General features: G+C 62.1%; 13 protein-coding genes. 6 read left to right on the top strand and 7 right to left on the bottom strand.

Translation table 11 applies throughout. The features are described from left to right. Position 1 precedes the first annotated feature (1 nt). A complete protein-coding gene (locus ACPWMG_RS26805) occupies positions 2-1654 on the top strand; it encodes an FAD-dependent oxidoreductase (protein ID WP_483302512.1) in 1653 nt (550 codons plus the stop codon). A 15-nt stretch (positions 1655-1669) separates the two neighbouring features. Here the strand turns inward: ACPWMG_RS26805 and ACPWMG_RS26800 are convergent, their stop codons facing one another. Further along, complete coding sequence (locus tag ACPWMG_RS26800) at positions 1670-3790, bottom strand: putative bifunctional diguanylate cyclase/phosphodiesterase (protein WP_483305354.1); 2121 nt, start codon at positions 3788-3790, stop codon at positions 1670-1672. A 223-nt stretch (positions 3791-4013) separates the two neighbouring features. On the opposite strand from ACPWMG_RS26800, the gene ACPWMG_RS26795 reads away from it, so the two are divergent. After that, positions 4014-5384, top strand: a complete 1371-nt coding sequence (locus ACPWMG_RS26795; RefSeq protein ID WP_483302511.1) for an esterase-like activity of phytase family protein — start codon at positions 4014-4016, stop codon at positions 5382-5384. 115 nt (positions 5385-5499) lie between these two features. Beyond that, entirely contained in the window at positions 5500-6177 is a 678-nt protein-coding gene (locus ACPWMG_RS26790) for a type 1 glutamine amidotransferase domain-containing protein (protein WP_483302510.1), read from the top strand. Between the two features lie 243 nt (positions 6178-6420). Here the strand turns inward: ACPWMG_RS26790 and ACPWMG_RS26785 are convergent, their stop codons facing one another. The 4 genes from ACPWMG_RS26785 to ACPWMG_RS26770 all read right to left on the bottom strand — a co-directional run bounded on the left by ACPWMG_RS26785 (position 6421) and on the right by ACPWMG_RS26770 (position 10051). Further along, the gene (locus ACPWMG_RS26785; protein ID WP_483302509.1) at positions 6421-7383 is read right to left on the bottom strand and encodes a hypothetical protein; all 963 of its coding nucleotides are present in this window, start codon (positions 7381-7383) and stop codon (positions 6421-6423) included. A gap of 168 nt (positions 7384-7551) precedes the next feature. Continuing rightward, positions 7552-8946 carry an aminopeptidase P N-terminal domain-containing protein gene (locus ACPWMG_RS26780; RefSeq protein WP_483302508.1) on the bottom strand — a complete coding sequence of 465 codons (1395 nt, stop codon included), beginning with the start codon at positions 8944-8946 and terminating at the stop codon, positions 7552-7554. 5 nt (positions 8947-8951) lie between these two features. Then, the gene (gene murU, locus ACPWMG_RS26775) at positions 8952-9659 is read right to left on the bottom strand and encodes an N-acetylmuramate alpha-1-phosphate uridylyltransferase MurU (protein ID WP_483302507.1); all 708 of its coding nucleotides are present in this window, start codon (positions 9657-9659) and stop codon (positions 8952-8954) included. Next, positions 9656-10051 carry an S-adenosylmethionine decarboxylase family protein gene (locus ACPWMG_RS26770; RefSeq protein ID WP_483302506.1) on the bottom strand — a complete coding sequence of 132 codons (396 nt, stop codon included), beginning with the start codon at positions 10049-10051 and terminating at the stop codon, positions 9656-9658. The genes murU and ACPWMG_RS26770 overlap by 4 nt, the downstream gene beginning before the upstream one ends. A gap of 115 nt (positions 10052-10166) precedes the next feature. Between ACPWMG_RS26770 and tkt the strand changes: the two genes are divergently transcribed. Further along, positions 10167-12269, top strand: a complete 2103-nt coding sequence (gene tkt, locus ACPWMG_RS26765; RefSeq protein WP_483302505.1) for a transketolase — start codon at positions 10167-10169, stop codon at positions 12267-12269. Between the two features lie 77 nt (positions 12270-12346). Then, positions 12347-13342: a type I glyceraldehyde-3-phosphate dehydrogenase gene (gene gap / locus ACPWMG_RS26760; RefSeq protein WP_483302504.1), complete on the top strand. Its 996-nt coding sequence runs from the start codon at positions 12347-12349 to the stop codon at positions 13340-13342. 61 nt (positions 13343-13403) lie between these two features. Here the strand turns inward: gap and ACPWMG_RS26755 are convergent, their stop codons facing one another. Continuing rightward, complete coding sequence (locus tag ACPWMG_RS26755) at positions 13404-14333, bottom strand: DUF3014 domain-containing protein (protein ID WP_483302503.1); 930 nt, start codon at positions 14331-14333, stop codon at positions 13404-13406. Positions 14334-14458: 125 nt separating this feature from the next. Between ACPWMG_RS26755 and ACPWMG_RS26750 the strand changes: the two genes are divergently transcribed. After that, positions 14459-16348: a S8 family peptidase gene (locus ACPWMG_RS26750; RefSeq protein WP_483302502.1), complete on the top strand. Its 1890-nt coding sequence runs from the start codon at positions 14459-14461 to the stop codon at positions 16346-16348. Positions 16349-16421: 73 nt separating this feature from the next. On the opposite strand, the gene ACPWMG_RS26745 is transcribed toward ACPWMG_RS26750, so the two are convergent. Then, positions 16422-16964, bottom strand: a complete 543-nt coding sequence (locus ACPWMG_RS26745; RefSeq protein WP_483302501.1) for a hypothetical protein — start codon at positions 16962-16964, stop codon at positions 16422-16424. Positions 16965-17024 lie beyond the last annotated feature (60 nt).

The raw sequence follows: 17024 nt of genomic DNA, 5'->3' as shown, positions 1-17024 counted from the left end.
GTTGTCTTCTCGTGCGCCCTTGCTAGGTCGGCGTGGTTTTCTGGCTGCGGCTTCCGCTGCATCGGCTGTCACTGCTGCAGGTTTGGCGGGTTGCCAACGCTCCGCTGAAATCGACGGCGGCTTTATCGGCCAAGCGATGGTGCGCGGCCACGCCTTGCGCGATGCGCTGCGCAACCACACGTCCGCATCACCTTCTGCGGGCACCACGGTGCAACGCACCCGGGTGTTGATCGTCGGCGGCGGTGTTGCTGGGTTGGCTGCCGCGCGTGCCTTGCGGCTGCGCGGCATCGAAGACTTTGCGCTATTGGAACTGGAAGACCGCGCCGGCGGCAACAGTCGGGGTGGCCAGGTCGGTGGCATTGCCTGCCCACTTGGCGCGCACTACTTGCCCGTGCCCGGCCCTGCCGCGCCGGACGTGCAAAACCTGCTGGAAGAACTAGGCCTGCGCCAACGCGTGGCGGGGCGCTGGGTGTACGACGAACGCCACCTGTGCCATAGCCCGCAAGAGCGTTTGTTCTTCCACGGCGAATGGCAAGACGGCCTGCTGCCGCTGCACGGCGTGGGCCCCGAGACTCTGGTGCAGTACGAAAAGTTTGCCATGCTGGTGGCTGCTGCCGTGCACACCGCCGCTTTCGCCATGCCCATGACGAACCGGCCGCTCACGCCCGAACAGCAAGCGCAAGATGCTATGACATTTGAAGCGTGGCTGGTTGAGCACCAACTGACCGACGAACACCTGCGCTGGTACCTCGACTACTGCTGCCGCGACGACTACGGCGCCGGCACCGCCAGCGTCTCCGCCTGGGCCGGCCTGCATTACTTCGCCAGCCGCCACGGCTTTCGCGCACTCACCGGTGGCGAAGCGGTAGACGACACTGAAACCAATGGCGTGCTCACCTGGCCCGAAGGCAACGGCTGGCTCAGCCAACACCTGGCGGCACCGTTGGGCGCGCGCGTCATCACCGGCCAGGTGGTCACGCGCATCGCCGTTGAAAAGCACCATGTGGAGGTCGACGTATTGGATGTCGCCGCCCAGCGCATGCAGCGCTGGCAGGCCGAGCGCTGCATCGTGGCGCTACCGTTGTTCATCGCCGCGCGTGTGCTGCAAAACCCGCCACCAGCGTTGGTCGAGGCCGCTGCACAAATGCGCTATGCCCCCTGGCTGGTGGCGAACGTGCATGTGGGCGCTGCGCTGGATGACCGGCCCGGCGCCGCGCCCAGTTGGGACAACGTGGTCTATGACGCTCAACCCGGCAGCGAAAGCCTGGGCTATGTCGACGCCATGCACCAAAGCCTGCGCAGCGTGGCCGGACCAACTGTGCTCACCTGCTACCGTGCATTGGGCCTAGACCCCAACCGCCGCCGCGCACTGTTGGAGCAGCCGTGGACCACCTGGCGCAATGCCATCCTGGCGGAGCTGGCCGTGCCGCACCCTGACCTGGCTGCCAAGGCCACACGCATGGACATCATGCGTTACGGCCACGCCATGGCCACACCCGTGCCCGGCTTGCGCAGCAGCGCAGCGCTTGCGGCTTTGCGTCAAGCGCAACCTGCGCCGTGGGAGCGGCTGCAGTTCGCGCACAGCGACCTGTCAGCGTATTCGGTTTTCGAAGAAGCCTTCACCTGGGGGCACCGCGCGGGCAGCGCCGTTTGAAGGCCAAGGCTGCTGCTACAGATTCATGAAGGTCGAATTGCCGAACTGCACGTTGGCTGGCGGGTTGAGGTCGCGTGCCCATTGCCTCATGCTTTCAGCGCTCATGGGTTTGGCGTACAGATAGCCCTGTAATTCGTCGCACTTGAAGGCGGTCAACACGTCGCGCTGCGCGGCCGTTTCCACGCCCTCGGCCACCACGCTCAGGTTCAACGCGTGGGCCAGGCCCACCACCGCCTGCACGATGGCGCGCGCGTCGGCGCTGTGCTCCAGGTCGCGCACAAACGACTGGTCAATCTTCAATTGGCTCACCTGCAACTGCCGCAAGTACGACAGGCTGGAGTAGCCGGTGCCAAAGTCGTCGATCGACAGTTTGACGCCAATCTCGCCCAGCCGCTCGAAGGTGCGTAGCGTACCTTCGGTGTCTTCCATGGCCACCGATTCGGTCACTTCGAAGATCAACTGCGTGGGATCCAACTGGTGCTTGCGCAGGGTCTTCTCGACATGCATCACCAGATCGTCCTGCCGCAATTGGTATACCGACAGGTTGATCGCCACACGGATGCGCAGACCTTCATCGCGCCACTGCGCCACCTGGCGGCAGGCTTCGTCGATCACCCAGTTGCCCAGCGCGATGATCAGGCCAAAACGCTCGGCCACGGGAATGAACACCATCGGGCCCACCATGCCGCGCGTGGGGTGGTTCCAGCGGGCCAGGGCTTCCACACCGGTGATCACGTTGCGCGCGGAACTGACCTTGGGTTGGTAGTGCAACTCCAGCTCGCCGCGGTCCAAGGCCAAGCGCAGGTCACGCTGCAGTTCGATCTGCTCGCGCACACCGGCGTTCATGTGCAGCTCGAAGAAGGCATAGCTGGTGCCACCGCCGCGCTTGGCGGAATACATGGCCGCATCGGCATGGGCCAACAACTGGTCGCGTGGCCCATCAGACGGGAACATTGCAATGCCGATGGAGCACGACAGCCGCACTTCGTGTGCACTGCCCACCATCGGCTGGGTGATGGCGTCCAGAATGCGCTGGGCGATCTGTGCGGCGGCCGTGGTGTCGGGGTTGCCTTCGAGCAGCAGCACAAATTCATCACCACCCACGCGCGCCACGGTGTCGGTGGCGCGGGCCTGTGCGGCCAGGCGGCGCGCCATTTCACACAGCACCTCATCGCCGAAGCGGTGGCCAAATGAATCATTGACCGGTTTGAAGCCGTCCAGATCGACAAACAGCACCGCCAGCCGCGAGCCGTCGCGCGAACTGCGCTCTACCGCCACGTTGACGCGGTCGTCGAACAACAAACGGTTGGGCAGACCGGTGAGCGCATCCCGAAACGCCAACTGCTGCAGCTCGGAGTTGGCGGTTTGCAACGACTTGGCGAGGTCGTTGGCGCGCGCCTGCATGCGCGCGTCCAGCGCCGACGTGAACATGGTCAGGCCCAGCAGCACCAACGTGGCCATGGTCACCAGCACACCCAGGCTGTCGCCGCGCAACTGGTCGGCGCTGAGGCAGACCGAACCTTGCGCAAAGTTGGCTGCCGCCATGCCTGAGTAGTGCATGCCGCAGATCGCCGCGCCCATCACCAGCGCTGCCGCAAACTGCCCCCAGCGTGCCGCTTGGCCGTGCAGTTTGCGCAGCCCAAAGAAGATCACCAGCGCCGCCGCTGAGGCCACCACGGCAATGGCGACCGACACCGCCATCCACGCGGCCGACCAGTGGATGCCCGGCGCCATGTCCATCGCCAGCATGCCGCTGTAATGCATGATGCAAATGCCTGCGCCCATGGTGAACGCACCGACCGCCAGGCGCAGCGGGGTCAAGCGGGCGCGGCTGGCGGTGTGCAGTGCAATGGCCGACACCAGCACCGCTGCCAACCATGACAAGCCCGTGATCACATAGCCAAAGCCCACCACAAACGGCAATGAGATGGCCAGCATGCCAATGAAGTGCATCGACCAGATGCCGGTGCCCATGGCCAGCGAGCCTGCAATCCACCAGCCACGTGCCATGGATTTGTCGGGCGTGCGCACGCGTTGCGCCATGTCCAGTGCCACGAACGAGGCGAACGTGGCGATGGCAAAGGAAAGCGCGACAACCCAGAGGTTGTAGTCGGTAGAAATGAAGTGGGCGGGCATCTGCGCGGCAGGAGGCAAGGTGGAAGAGCCTGCGCAGGCGGTCTGCGCGTGGCGTTGATTATGTCTGTTGTCACAAACGTTGTATCCATAACGCGCATCTCGTCACGGCGTTGTCATGCGTAGCCGTCACGATGCTGGGCGCCGCCGATCTGTCTCGCGCCAGAAGCTGGCGCAGTCTTCCGTTGCTATGCATTCGGTTCATTTCATTTCAGGAAACCCATCCATGTTTGTGACTTCCCGTCGTTTTGCCATGCCTTTCCGTTTGGCGTTGTTGGCTGGTGCTGTGCTGGCCGCTGGTATCGCCCAGGCCCAGACTGTTTTTCCCGCCACGCTGGCTGGCCACGCCGTGTTGCCCGCGCAGTCGTATGTGCCTGCGCCCAAGGATGCGCCAGAAGACCTCAAGCACAGCGGCAAGTTCACCAATGGTGCGCGCGAAGAAAAACTCGGCGCGGTGATGGGCCTGTCGGCCGGCCGCCCCACGGGTGTGGGCGTGCCGTTTGACGGCCAGCCTTTGCAAGGCCACTCCGGCATCAAGAAGATGCCCGACGGCAGCTTCTGGATCCTGACCGACAACGGCGCCGGCTCCAAAGCCAACTCGCCCGACTTCATGCTCTACCTGAACCACTACAAGGTTGACTTCAAGAGCGGCGCCTTTCACCGTTTGAACACCATCTTCCTGCACGACCCCGACAAGAAGGTGCCGTTCCGCATCGTCCACGAAGGCACGAAAGAGCGTTACCTCACCGGCTCTGATTTCGACACCGAAAGCTTCCAGTTCGCCGACGGCGCACTATGGATCGGCGACGAGTTTGGCCCCTACCTGATCAAGGCCGACTTGAAGGGCCGCGTGCTGGCCGTGTATGAAACCCTGGTGGACGGCAAAGTGGTGCGCTCGCCCGACCATCCCGCCGTGACCACGCCCGGCGTGCCCGGCGGCGAGGTGAAGTTTGAAATCAAACGCTCCAAGGGTTTTGAAGGCATGGCCGCGTCGAAAGACGGCAGCAAACTCTACGCCCTGCTGGAAGGCCCCGTTTGGAAGGCCGATGCCAAGGACTACGAGCGTGTGAATGGCACGGAAGCCCTGCGCGTACTCGAGTTCGACGTGAAGGCCGGCAAGTGGAGCGGCCGCTCGTGGATGTACCCGCTGGAAGCCAACGGCAACGCCATCGGCGACTTCAACATGATCGACGACACCACCGGCCTGATCATCGAGCGCGACAACGGCGAAGGCACGCCCGACAAGGCCTGCCCCGCCGGCGAAAAGCGCACCGACTGCTTCCACGACCTGCCCAAGTTCAAGCGCGTCTACAAGATCGAAATGACCGAAGCCAATGTGGGCGGCCCGGTGCGCAAGATCGGCTACATCGACCTGCTGAACATTGCCGACCCGCAAAAACTGGCACGCAAGCCACTGACGAACGGTGTGTTGCAGTTCCCATTCTTCACGATTGAAAACGTCGACGTGGTCGACGCCACGCACATCGTGGTGGGCAACGACAACAACCTGCCGTTCTCCAGCAGCCGCGAGCCGAACAAGGCGGATGACAACGAGCTGATTTTGCTGGAAGTAGGCGATTTCCTCAAAGCGAAGTAAGCCGCGTTAAACCCGCTGCCAATGCGGCTTGGCGGGTTCATACTGTGCGGCCAAGCTGCGTGCATTGCGTCATCCTGGCGCGGTGCATGCAGCTAGTCCATCCAGGAGATACGCCATGCACGTGTTGATGATCCTTACCTCCCACGACCAGTTGGGCGACACCGGCAAGAAAACCGGTTTCTGGCTTGAAGAGTTTGCCGCCCCCTACTACGCGTTTCTGGACGCAGGCGCCAAAGTCAGCCTGGCTTCGCCGCTGGGCGGCCAACCGCCGCTAGACCCCAAGAGCGACGAGCCCTCCAGCCAAACCGAAGACACAGCCCGCTTCCGCAAAGACAGCGCCGCGCAAGCCGCCTTGGGCAATACGGTGAAGCTGCAAACCATTCAACCGGCGGAATATAACGCCGTGTTCTACGTCGGCGGCCACGGCCCCCTGTGGGACCTGGCCGAAGACCCCGCCTCCATCGCGTTGATCGAAGCGATGTACACCGCCGGCAAACCCGTTGCAGCCGTCTGCCACGGCCCCGGCGTACTGCGCCGCCCGCGCCGCCAAGACGGCCAGCCCTTGGTGGCCGGCAAAAACGTCACCGGCTTCACCAACGGCGAAGAGGAGGCCGTACAACTGACGAAGGTGGTGCCGTTCCTGGTGGAAGACGAACTCAAGCGTCTGGGGGGCAACTACAGTAAGGTGGCTGATTGGCAGCCCTATGCGGTGGTCGATGGCAACCTGGTGACGGGGCAGAACCCGGCGAGTTCGGTGGCGGTGGCGAAAGAGGTACTTAAATTGTTGGCTTGAGCTACTTCGGTGTCTAACACACCTTAGAAAGCTCCAAATACGTGTCGTTATCGAGAAGCCGCAAGCTGAACAATGTAGATGACAACGCGCTGATTCTGTTGTGGCTAGAGAGAACTTCCTGCAGTCGAAATAAACCCCTGGCTGGCACAGGATCAATTCGGCCAATAGTGGTCCAAGGTTCGGGGTTATCGCTTCGAGACGTCTGACCTCACTGGTTTGTGTCGTGGTGCGAGTGACAATGCTTCAGCAACGCCGAAGGTCAAACAAAAACTCAGGCTCTTTTAAACCCAGATGCAGCAGTTCTTTGACGTTGTCTTGCAAGAAGTTGATCACGGCTTGCCTGTTTTTGAGCACTTGAAACTCGGATTTTTCTACCGAAACTGGCGATCCATGAGCAACTGAACTGCGGTAGCTATAGAGCTTCTTCCAGATATTTTCTTCCGACGCATGCGCGAAGTAGCTGTCTGGGGTAACTGCTCGCGAATAACGTTTGCGAAGCAAAATGATCTTGCTAGTAATTTGATGATTTATCGAGTCAAGAGTCTCTGTTAGACGTGGTGCATGCGTAATTAAGGATTCGATAATAGAAAATAGGCCCACCACAGCCAGATCGGACGTCGAAGGTATTCGACGTAGCTCTCCAAAATTATTGAGCGCTGCTCGTACAAACGAAAAGTCCTCGGGCAGTTGCCGGTACATATCAAACCACATGCCAAGGCAGGCTATCTGATCGCGTGTTGCGATCGATGCATTTTCCCGAAATTGCTCGAACCTCCCGTGTCGCTCGATTATGTGAAACGGCATGGTCTGCCTCGCGAGAAATTCTCCTTGCTGATTTGGGAGTCCATAGAACAGTACGAACCCGATATCGAAGCTGAACGGAAGAATCTGTGCGACCAGTTCTATTTCATGAAGCAAGCTGTTTGGGCCGTTGAACGCGATCACCCAGTACTTCCATTGATCTCGTGGGAGTTCTTCAAAGTGGGAAGCACGGCTACCGTCGGTTTGATACTCCGTCTTGACCACTTTTTCGTATGGTACCCAAGTGTTGGTGTCACGTGGCACAGACATTTCTAGGACACGCTTTATCTGCTCAATCTCTGGATCAGTCGCTGCACGGAATGTGTGTTGATCGATGATTTCTACTGGCAAACCGCCAGAGACCGAGATGTGGGAGACGATAAATGCGAGCCCGCTGGTGGTCATCAGAGTTCTATCCTTGAAGGTAATTGGTAGTCCAAATACTGGAGTGTTTTTAGCCTCTCAATCAAAAAAAGCAGCACTAGGTCTTTAGTCTCTTCTCTCGCGAGACTCCAAAGTTTGTAAAACTAAAGCATCCAAATGAGTACTCGTAGCTAGAAACAACGACCGCGCTCACCCCCGCATCAACGCCTCAATCTCATCCGCCTTCACCGGCACGCCGCGCGTGATCAGTTCACAGCCGGTTGCAGTCACGATCGCGTCATCCTCGATCCGAATGCCGATGTTGTGGAACTGCTCGGGCGCATCTGCGCTGGGGCGCACATACAGGCCGGGCTCGATGGTCAGCACCATGCCGGGGTGCAGGATGCGGCTGGGGCGGTTGGTGATGGTCTCCCCACTCAGCGGGTCTTTGCGTTCGCTGGTTTTGCCGACTTCGGTGGGCTCGACGTAGCTGCCGCAGTCGTGCACGTCCATGCCGAGCCAGTGGCCGGTGCGGTGCATGTAGTAGGCGAAGTAGGCGCGGCTGGCGATCACGTCATCGGCGGTGCCGTGTTTGTTTTTGTCGAGCAGGCCGACGTCGAGCATGCCTTGCGCCAGCACTTTGACGGTGGCGTCGTGCGGGTCGTTGAAGCGGGCGCCGGCGCGGGTGGCGGCCACCGCAGCGTCTTGGCTGGCGAGCACCAGGTCGTATAGCGCGCGTTGCGGGCCGGTGAACTTGCCGTTGGCGGGGAAGGTGCGGGTGATGTCGCTGGCGTAGCCGTCCAACTCACAGCCGGCGTCGATCAACACCAGTTCGCCATTGCGCACGGGGGCGGCGTCGGCGCGGTAGTGCAGTACGCAGGCGTTGGCACCGGCGGCGACGATGGAGCCGTAGGCCGGGTATTGCGAACCGTGGCGGCGGAACTCGTGCAGCAACTCGGCGTCGAGGTGGTATTCGCGCACGTCTTCACCGGCGCGCAGCATGCGGGCCGACAGCTGCATGGCGCGCACGTGGGCACCGGCGCTGATGGTGGAGGCGCGGCGCATGATGTCTTGTTCGTGCGCGTCTTTCACCAGGCGCATTTCGTCCAACACGCCGCACAGGTCGCGCTGGGTTTCGGGGCACAGGGCACCGTAGCGCACGCGGGCACGCACGCGGCTCAGCCAGTTGTCGATGCGCGCTTCCAGTCCCTTGTGCGTGGCGAATGGCGTCCACACGGTGTTGCGGTTTTCCAGCATGCGTGGGAGCTGGGTGTCGAGGTCGGCCACCGAGTGGGCGGCTTGCACGGCCAGCGCTGCAGGGGCGGCGTCGGGGCCAAGGCGGTAGCCGTCCCAGATTTCGCGCTCCAGGTCTTTGGGCGCGCAGAACAGCGTGGCCTCACCCTCGCTCGTCAGCACCAGCCAGGCATTGGGCTCGGTGAAGCCGGTGAGGTAGTAGAAATAACTGTCGTGGCGGAACAGGAAATCGCTGTCGCGGTTGCGCTGTTGCTCGGGCGCGGTGGGGATGATGGCGATGCCGTCAGCGCCGAGTTGGGCGGCGAGTTTGGCGCGGCGATCGGCGTAGATGTTCTTGAGGTCGGTGGTCATGGTGATCAGGTGGGTGTGAGGCTGTTCAGATGGTCGAGTTGTTCGGGCGTGCCAACGTTGTGCCAAGCTCCTTTATAAGCCTCCACACCGATTTTGCGCTGGCGCATGCCTTCAAAAAGCAACGGGCCGAGGGGGACTTTCTTCCCCACGGGCACGGCTTCGCACAGAGCGCTACGCACCAGCGCGAGGTTGCTGTAAGTCCAGCGCACACCGTCCGGGCCGGGGCCATCGGCCAGGCCCAGGCCGTCGGCACCGATGCCGAAGTCGCCTTTGGGGTGGTAGGGCGGGTTCGGCACCAGCCACAAATGGGCGAGCCGGTCGCTGTCTTCGAAGGCTGCTGCAGCCAGCGGGTCAAAGCGAAATTGCGGCGCGTAGATGTCGCCCGACACCAGCCAAAAGTTGTCGCCCAGCAGGGGCAGCGCCTTGGCGATGCCGCCGGCTGTTTCCAGCGCGCCCCCGTGGTCGCGGCCTTCCATCGAGTAGTGGATGTCCAGGCCCCAGCGTGCGCCGTTCCCCAGCGTGGCGGGAATTTGCTCTTCCAGCCAGGCGGTGTTGATGACGACGTCGCGCACACCGGCGCGCGCCAGCGCCTCCAGGTGCCATTCGATCAGCGGTTTGCCGTGCACGGGCAACAGGGGTTTGGGTGTGCTGTCGGTCAGCGGGCGCATACGTTCGCCACGGCCGGCAGCCAGGATCAGGGCTTTGAGCGTCATGAAGGTTCAGAAACAGAAACGGGCTGGCCACGCAGCAGCCGGTGGGCTTGCACGTGGCCGGGTTGGAACAGGTCTTGCATGCGTTGCATCAAGGCCGTGGCGCGGGCCGAATGGTCGCCGCCGAAGTTGCACACGTAGACGTCGAGCGTCACAGCGCCAAGTTCGGGCCAGGTGTGAACGCACAGGTGCGACTCGGCCAAGAGGATTGTGGCGGTCACGCCGGCAGGGCCCGCCTCGGTGGGTGCAAAGGTGTGGAATAGCTCGCCCACCGCTTGCAGGCCTACGTCGGCTACAGCGCTGCGACAGTAGGCGCCGAGCCGGGCGGCCTCGGTAAGCCAAGCGGGGTCGCAGCGGCAATCGGAGAGGTCGGCGGTGAGATGGAGGCCTTGCATGAAGCCTCCACTGTAGAGCATGTGAGGTGCGTAAACCGCGCGGGTCGCGGGGCCGGAGGCTGCGCCGCTAAAATGCGGGCTTTCCCGACCCCCGCACACACCCGGAGCAGCCCTGATGGCCAATACTCGAATGATGGCGAATGCGATCCGCGCACTCGCAATGGACGCCGTACAACAAGCCAATTCCGGTCACCCCGGCGCCCCCATGGGCATGGCTGAGATGGCCGTCGCCTTGTGGAGCCGTCACCTCAAGCACAACCCGAAGAACCCGCACTGGGCTGACCGTGACCGCTTCGTGTTGTCCAACGGCCACGCGTCGATGCTAATCTACTCGTTGCTGAACCTCACCGGTTACAAGCTGCCCATGGCCGAGTTGAAGAACTTCCGCCAATTGCACAGCAAGACCGCTGGCCACCCCGAGTTCGGCATCACCCCCGGTGTGGAAACCACCACCGGCCCGCTGGGCCAAGGCATCACCAATGCCGTGGGTTTTGCGCTGGCTGAAAAGCTGCTCGCCAAAGAATTCAACCGTGTGGCCACCATGCCTGAAGGCGCTGAAGTGGTGCACGACGTGGTGAACCACCACACCTACGCTTTCCTGGGCGACGGTTGCCTGATGGAAGGCATCAGCCACGAAGCCGCCGCCCTGGCTGGCGCCTGGAAGCTGAACAAGCTGATCGCCCTGTACGACGACAACGGCATTTCCATCGACGGCCAAGTGGCCCCATGGTTTGTGGACAACACCGCGCTGCGCTTCACCGCCTACGGCTGGAAAGTGATTGGCCCGATCGATGGCAACGACGTCGAAGCCGTGTCCACCGCTTTGGATCAAGCCAAGGCCTCTACCGACAAGCCCACGCTGATCATCTGCAAGACCACCATCGGCCTGGGCTCGCCCAACCGCGCTGGCACGGCCAAGGCGCATGGCGAAGCACTCGGCGCTGAAGAAATCAAGCTCACGCGTGAAGCGCTGGACTGGCCTTACGCGCCCTTCGAAATCCCCGCAGAAGTGGTGCAAGACTGGGACGCTACCGCTGCTGGCAAGTCCGCCGAAGCCGCCTGGGACGAAAAGTTTGCCGCTTACAAGGCCGCCTACCCCGAGCTGGCCAAAGAACTGCTGCGCCGCATCAAGGGCGATCTGCCAAAGAACTTTGTGCAAACCGCCGTCGACACCGTGGTCGCGGCCCACACCAAGGCCGAGACCGTGGCCTCGCGCAAGGCATCGCAACTGGCCCTCGAATCGTTCACCGCTGCATTGCCCGAACTGCTGGGTGGCTCGGCCGATTTGACCGGCTCCAACCTCACCAACACCAAGAGCACGCCTGCGCTGCGCTTCGACCGCGAAGGCGACGTGGTGCAAACCGCTGATGCCAACGGCAACCTGGTTGGCGGTCGCCACATCAACTACGGCGTGCGCGAATTCGGCATGGCCGCCATCATGAACGGCGTGGCGCTGCACGGCGGCTTCATTCCCTACGGCGGCACGTTCCTGACGTTCAGCGACTACAGCCGCAACGCCATTCGTATGGCCGCGCTGATGAAGATCCGCGTGATCCACGTGTTCACCCACGACTCCATCGGGCTGGGCGAAGACGGCCCAACCCACCAGTCGATCGAACACGCGGCCAGCCTGCGTTTGATCCCCAACCTGGACGTCTGGCGCCCAGCCGATACGGCTGAAACGGCAGTGGCCTGGACCGTTGCCCTGCAAAACAACCAGCGCCCCACCGCGCTGCTGCTTAGCCGCCAGAACATCGCCTACATCGCCAAGGGCGACTCGGCTGTGGCCCCCGACGCATCGGGCCTGGACGCTATCAACAAGGGCGCTTACGTGCTGGCCGAACCGGCTGACGCAGGCCTGAAGAAGAAGGCGCAAGCGGTGATCATCGCCACCGGTTCTGAAGTGCAACTGGCCATCGCCGCGCAAAAGCTGCTGGCCGAGCGCAAGATTGCCGTGCGTGTGGTCTCCATGCCCAGCACCACCACGTTTGACCGCCAATCCGTGGCCTACAAGTCCAGCGTGCTGCCGGCTGGTGTGCCGCGCGTGGCCGTGGAAATGGGCTCCAGCGACGGCTGGTGGAAATACGGCTGTGCGGCCGTGGTCGGCATTGACACCTTCGGTGAGTCGGCGCCTGCACCGGTGCTGTTCAAGCACTTCGGCTTCACGCCTGAAAACGTGGCCGACACCGTCGAACAAGCCCTGCGTAATTCGAAGTAACAGGTAAGCATTCAGCGCGTCGTTCTACGGCAGTAGCATGGCGCCGCCGGTCGATTTTTAACTTTGGAGTAAAGAAAATGGCGATCAAGATTGGGATTAACGGCTTCGGCCGTATTGGCCGTATGGTGTTCCGCGCAGCAGTGCAGAACTTCAAGGACATCGAGATTGTGGGCATCAACGACCTGCTCGAGCCCGACTACCTGGCCTACATGCTGCAGTACGACTCGGTGCACGGCCGCTTTGAAGGCGAAGTGTCGATCGACAACGGCGCCCTGGTGGTCAACGGCAAGAAGATCCGCCTGACGCAAGAGCGCGACCCAGCCAACCTGAAGTGGAACGAAGTCGGTGCCGACGTGGTGGTCGAATCGACCGGCCTGTTCCTGACCAAGGAAACCGCGCAAAAGCACATCGACGCTGGTGCCAAGAAGGTTGTGATGTCCGCGCCCAGCAAGGACGACACTCCGATGTTTGTTTTTGGCGTGAACGACAAGACCTACGCCGGTCAAAGCATCATCTCCAACGCTTCGTGCACCACCAACTGCCTGGCGCCTGTGGCCAAGGTGCTGAACGACAAGTGGGGCATCAAGCGCGGCCTGATGACCACCGTGCACGCCACCACCGCCACGCAAAAAACCGTGGACGGCCCGAGCAACAAAGACTGGCGCGGTGGCCGCGGCATTCTGGAAAACATCATCCCTTCGAGCACTGGCGCCGCCAAGGCCGTGGGCGTGGTGATTCCTGAGCTGAACAAGAAGCTCACCGGCATGAGCTTCCGCGTGCCGACCAGCGACGTGTCGGTGATCGACTTGACGGTGGAGCTGAACAGCGAAGCCAGCTACGCCGAAATCTGTGCCGAAATGAAGGCCCAGAGCCAAGGCGCGCTGAAGGGCGTGCTGGGTTACACCGAAGACAAGGTGGTGGCCACCGACTTCCGTGGCGACGCTCGCACCTCCATTTTTGATGCCGACGCCGGCATCGCACTGGACGGCACCTTTGTGAAGGTGGTGAGCTGGTATGACAACGAATGGGGCTACTCGAACAAGACGCTGGAAATGGTTCGCGTCATCGCTTAATTTTTAAGCGGTTCGAAGAAACGGCTGGCGCCACGCAAGTGGCGGCCAGCCGTTTTGCAGTTCAGGGCTTGGAAGCGGCCACAGCGGGTTTGGCGGCTGCGCCACCCACGTTGCCCTTGACCAGTAGCGCTCGCAGCGTCGTCAAGCGTGCCTTCAACTGCCGTTCGTGTACGTGGCCCATGCGCACCATTATCTTCTGCCCGGCTGATAGTGCTTCCAACTCCGGGTCTACATACTCGTAGCGCACCCATGGCTGCTGGGACGGCACGTCGCCCTTCACCTCCACCAGCTTGACTTGAATCGATGCGGTGGGCTCGGGCGCCTGCAGCAAGTGGTCGATCACCGCCACCAAGCGGTCGTTGAAGTATTTGCCTGGGTAGCCCAGTTCTTCGTACGCTTGCTGGAACAGCGGATACAGCCCGGCATAGAGCGCCACGGCTTTTTCCAGATCGACCTGCTCTGCAAACGCCACAAAGGGCGCGTAGCGGGCGCTGTTGTCCACCGCGATGACTTGCGTTTCCGCCACAGCCTGCGTGGCAAAGCGGCCCGGTGTTTTTTGCACCGGCCACATCAGCGTGGGGGCGTGTTCGCGCGGTAGGTTGTCCACCGTGGCGACCAAGCGGCGCACAAAGCCTTCCAGGCTCAAAAATTTCTTGACGTTGGGAGCGCCAAGCAAGCCGTTCAATGCTTCGGTGACTCTGCCGTCTGAAGAGGCCAACGCAGGCAGGCCCTGTTCGGGTGGAGCCAATGTGTCCACCGGGTTTTGCGGGCCCGAGGCGGCCACTTCAGGGGCGGGTGCAGCAGGCGGTGGCGCTGGGGGCACAGTGGCCATGGGTGGTGGTGCGGGTTGCTGGCGCGCTTGCCACCATTGCCAGCCAAAGCCTGCGGCGGCGAGTACGATCGCGGCGCCCACCCATAGTGGCCAACGTGCGCGCGCTGGCGTTGGTGGCTGAAACGGTCGGCGACTAGCATCTGGCGTGGGATGAGGCATGGAATTCACCTTTTCTTCTGCTGATCGAGAGCGTATCTCTGTGCACGTCGCTTTACGATCTTGTGGCAGGATGCGTTATATAGGCTGACTGCACTGTCATTGTCAAAGTTCCAGAGAATTGCGTCATGAACCGTCGTTTTACTTTTGTGTTGGGCGCCATGGCGCTACTGGCTGGCTCCGCGTTTGCCCAGTCCAACTCCGAGCCCGTGCAAGGGCTGATCATCAAGCTCAAGCCGCAGGTGGCTGCGTCCGCTTCCGACTCCGCCCAGCGCGAGAGCAGCGCGGCGGCACGTGTGCGTTTGATTGATGCCGTGCGCGCGGCCGGTGTGGTACCGCAGGGTGAACGCAGTGTGGGCAGCCAAGGCCACCACTTGCTGCAACTGGCCAGCGCCGAGTCTGGCAGCCAGTTGCAGGCCACGATGGCGCGCTTGCGCCTGCAGCCCGACGTGTTGGCGGTAGAGCCGGATGTGCGTATCAAACGTTTGAACGTGCCCAATGACCCCGGCTACAGCAGCCAGTGGCACCTGCAGTCGCCCACGGTGGTGGCTGCCGGCATGAACATGCCGCTGGCCTGGGACACCACCACCGGCAGTAGCGCCATCACGGTGGCCGTGGTGGACACAGGTGTGCGTTTCACCCACCCCGACCTCACCGGCCGTGTGTTGCCCGGTTATGACTTTGTGAGCGATGCCGCCTATGCCAACGATGGCAATGGCCGTGACGCCGATGCCACCGATCCCGGCGACTGGGTCACCGCAGCCGATCGCACCAGCGACCCCGCGCATTTTGGTTCGTGCGATGTCGAGGCCAGCTCATGGCACGGTACGTTTATTACTGGCCAGATTGCGGCTGTCACCAATAACAGCCAGGGCATTGCAGGCCTTAACTGGGTGGGCTCTGTGCTGCCGGTGCGGGTGGCGGGCAAGTGTGGCGCGTTGCTCAGTGATTTGCTGGATGGCTTGCGCTGGGCGGCGGGCTTGTCGGTGAGCGGCGTGCCCGCTAACACCCACCCCGCCCGTGTGATCAACCTGAGCTTTGGCGGTGACCAGGCTTGTTCTACGGCCTACCAAGATGTGATCAATGAAATCACCAACGCGGGTGCGTTGCTGGTGGTGGCTGCCGGGAATGAGTCAGCGGCGCCTTCCAGGCCTGCTGATTGCAAACGCGTGCTTGCAGTGGGCGCTGCACAGGCCGATGGGCGCAAGACGTCGTATTCCAATTACGGCTCGGCGGTAGCGCTGATTGCGCCGGGTGGTACCAACAGTCAGCCGATCTATTCCCTCGGCAATCTGGGCACACAAGGGCCTACCACCGACAGCTACTCGCAATACCTGGGCACCAGCTTTTCGGCGCCTCAGGCGGCAGGCGTGGCGTCGCTGATGCTGGCAGTCAACCCCAGCCTTACGCCTGACCAACTGGTGCTGCTCTTGAAGCAAACGGCTCGTCCTCATGTGGTGGTACCGGGTGCCGCGTCGTGCAGTGCGGCAGGCAATGTGGCGTGCAATTGCACCACCACCACCTGCGGTGCAGGCTTGCTGGATGGTGCAGCGGCGGTGGCTGCCGCAATCGGCGGCTCTGTCACAGCGGCTGTGATTGCGCCGATCGCCAGCGTGCCGGTTGGCACAACGGTGCAACTCGACGGCAGCCTGAGCACGGCCGTCAGTGGCAGTAGCTTGCGCAGTTACCAGTGGGCTCAGGTGTCTGGAGCGGCCGTTGCCATTCAAAACGCCAACACGGCCGTGGCGTCGATCACGCTGCCCGCCACGGCGGGAAGTTTCACCTTCAGCCTCACGGTCACCGATTCCGTGGGCCGGTCGGCGCAAAGTACCGTCACGGTGGTCTCCACCGGTGGAAGCAGCAGTACGGTCGTGAGTTCAACCACCACGATCGGTAGTGGCAGCGGTGGCGGCGGTGGAGGTGGCGCCACATCGTGGGTATGGGGCCTGGCTTTGTGGGCTTGGGTGACCGCTGTGTGGTTGACACGTCGCCGCGCGTCAAAGTGCAGTTCAACATAAAGCTGCGGAGCCGCCAGTCAGCGCAGCCAGCAATCTCATGAGATGCCCATGAGAAGCTGCAGCGCTTGCGCTTTTACTTTGATGGAGGCACCGCAATCAACGGGCCGTTGGTCTGCCGCTGAATCGTGATGGACGAAGCACCAGGAGGCACTTCCACCGTTTCGGCCTGGCGAATCAAGCCGCCACCCGCTACGCTGCCTGCCGTGCTGCCCTGTCCCAAAATTCGCGCCTCACATGCGGCGCGGTCATTGGCTGCCAGCGGTTCGCAGCGCTTGACCGCATTGGCGCCCAAAGGGCCTTCGGTGGTGAGCTTGCCCTGGCTTTTGTCTTGTGCGGCGTTGTTGGCCTCGCGCAAGCAGGTCGCCTGGTCTTGCTGGGTTTGGCCGTTCAAGCATGCACTACGTTCCAACTGTGTGTTGCCTGAGGCATCAATGCCCGCCGTTCCCGGCATGTTGGATGGCACCTGGGGCGAGCTTTGTGCGCGGGCCGATAAAGCGGCCAAGGCGATCACACAGCCCACCGCTACAGTGCGCCACGTGGGGCGGTTAAAGAATTCTGAATCCAACACATCACAATGCGCTTCATACAACGCATTTCTTTCTTTCGCGATCAACATGGCCGACTCCTTAGAGTTTGAGTACCTCCAGCTTAGAAACAACCGCAGCGCCGCGCGGCC

Source organism: Hydrophilobacter chitinilyticus (assembly GCF_049860745.1).
GTDB lineage: Bacteria > Pseudomonadota > Gammaproteobacteria > Burkholderiales > Burkholderiaceae_C > Rhodoferax_B.
The sequence above is the reverse complement of the archived record's forward strand: the minus strand, read 5'-3'. Positions and strand labels throughout refer to the sequence as shown.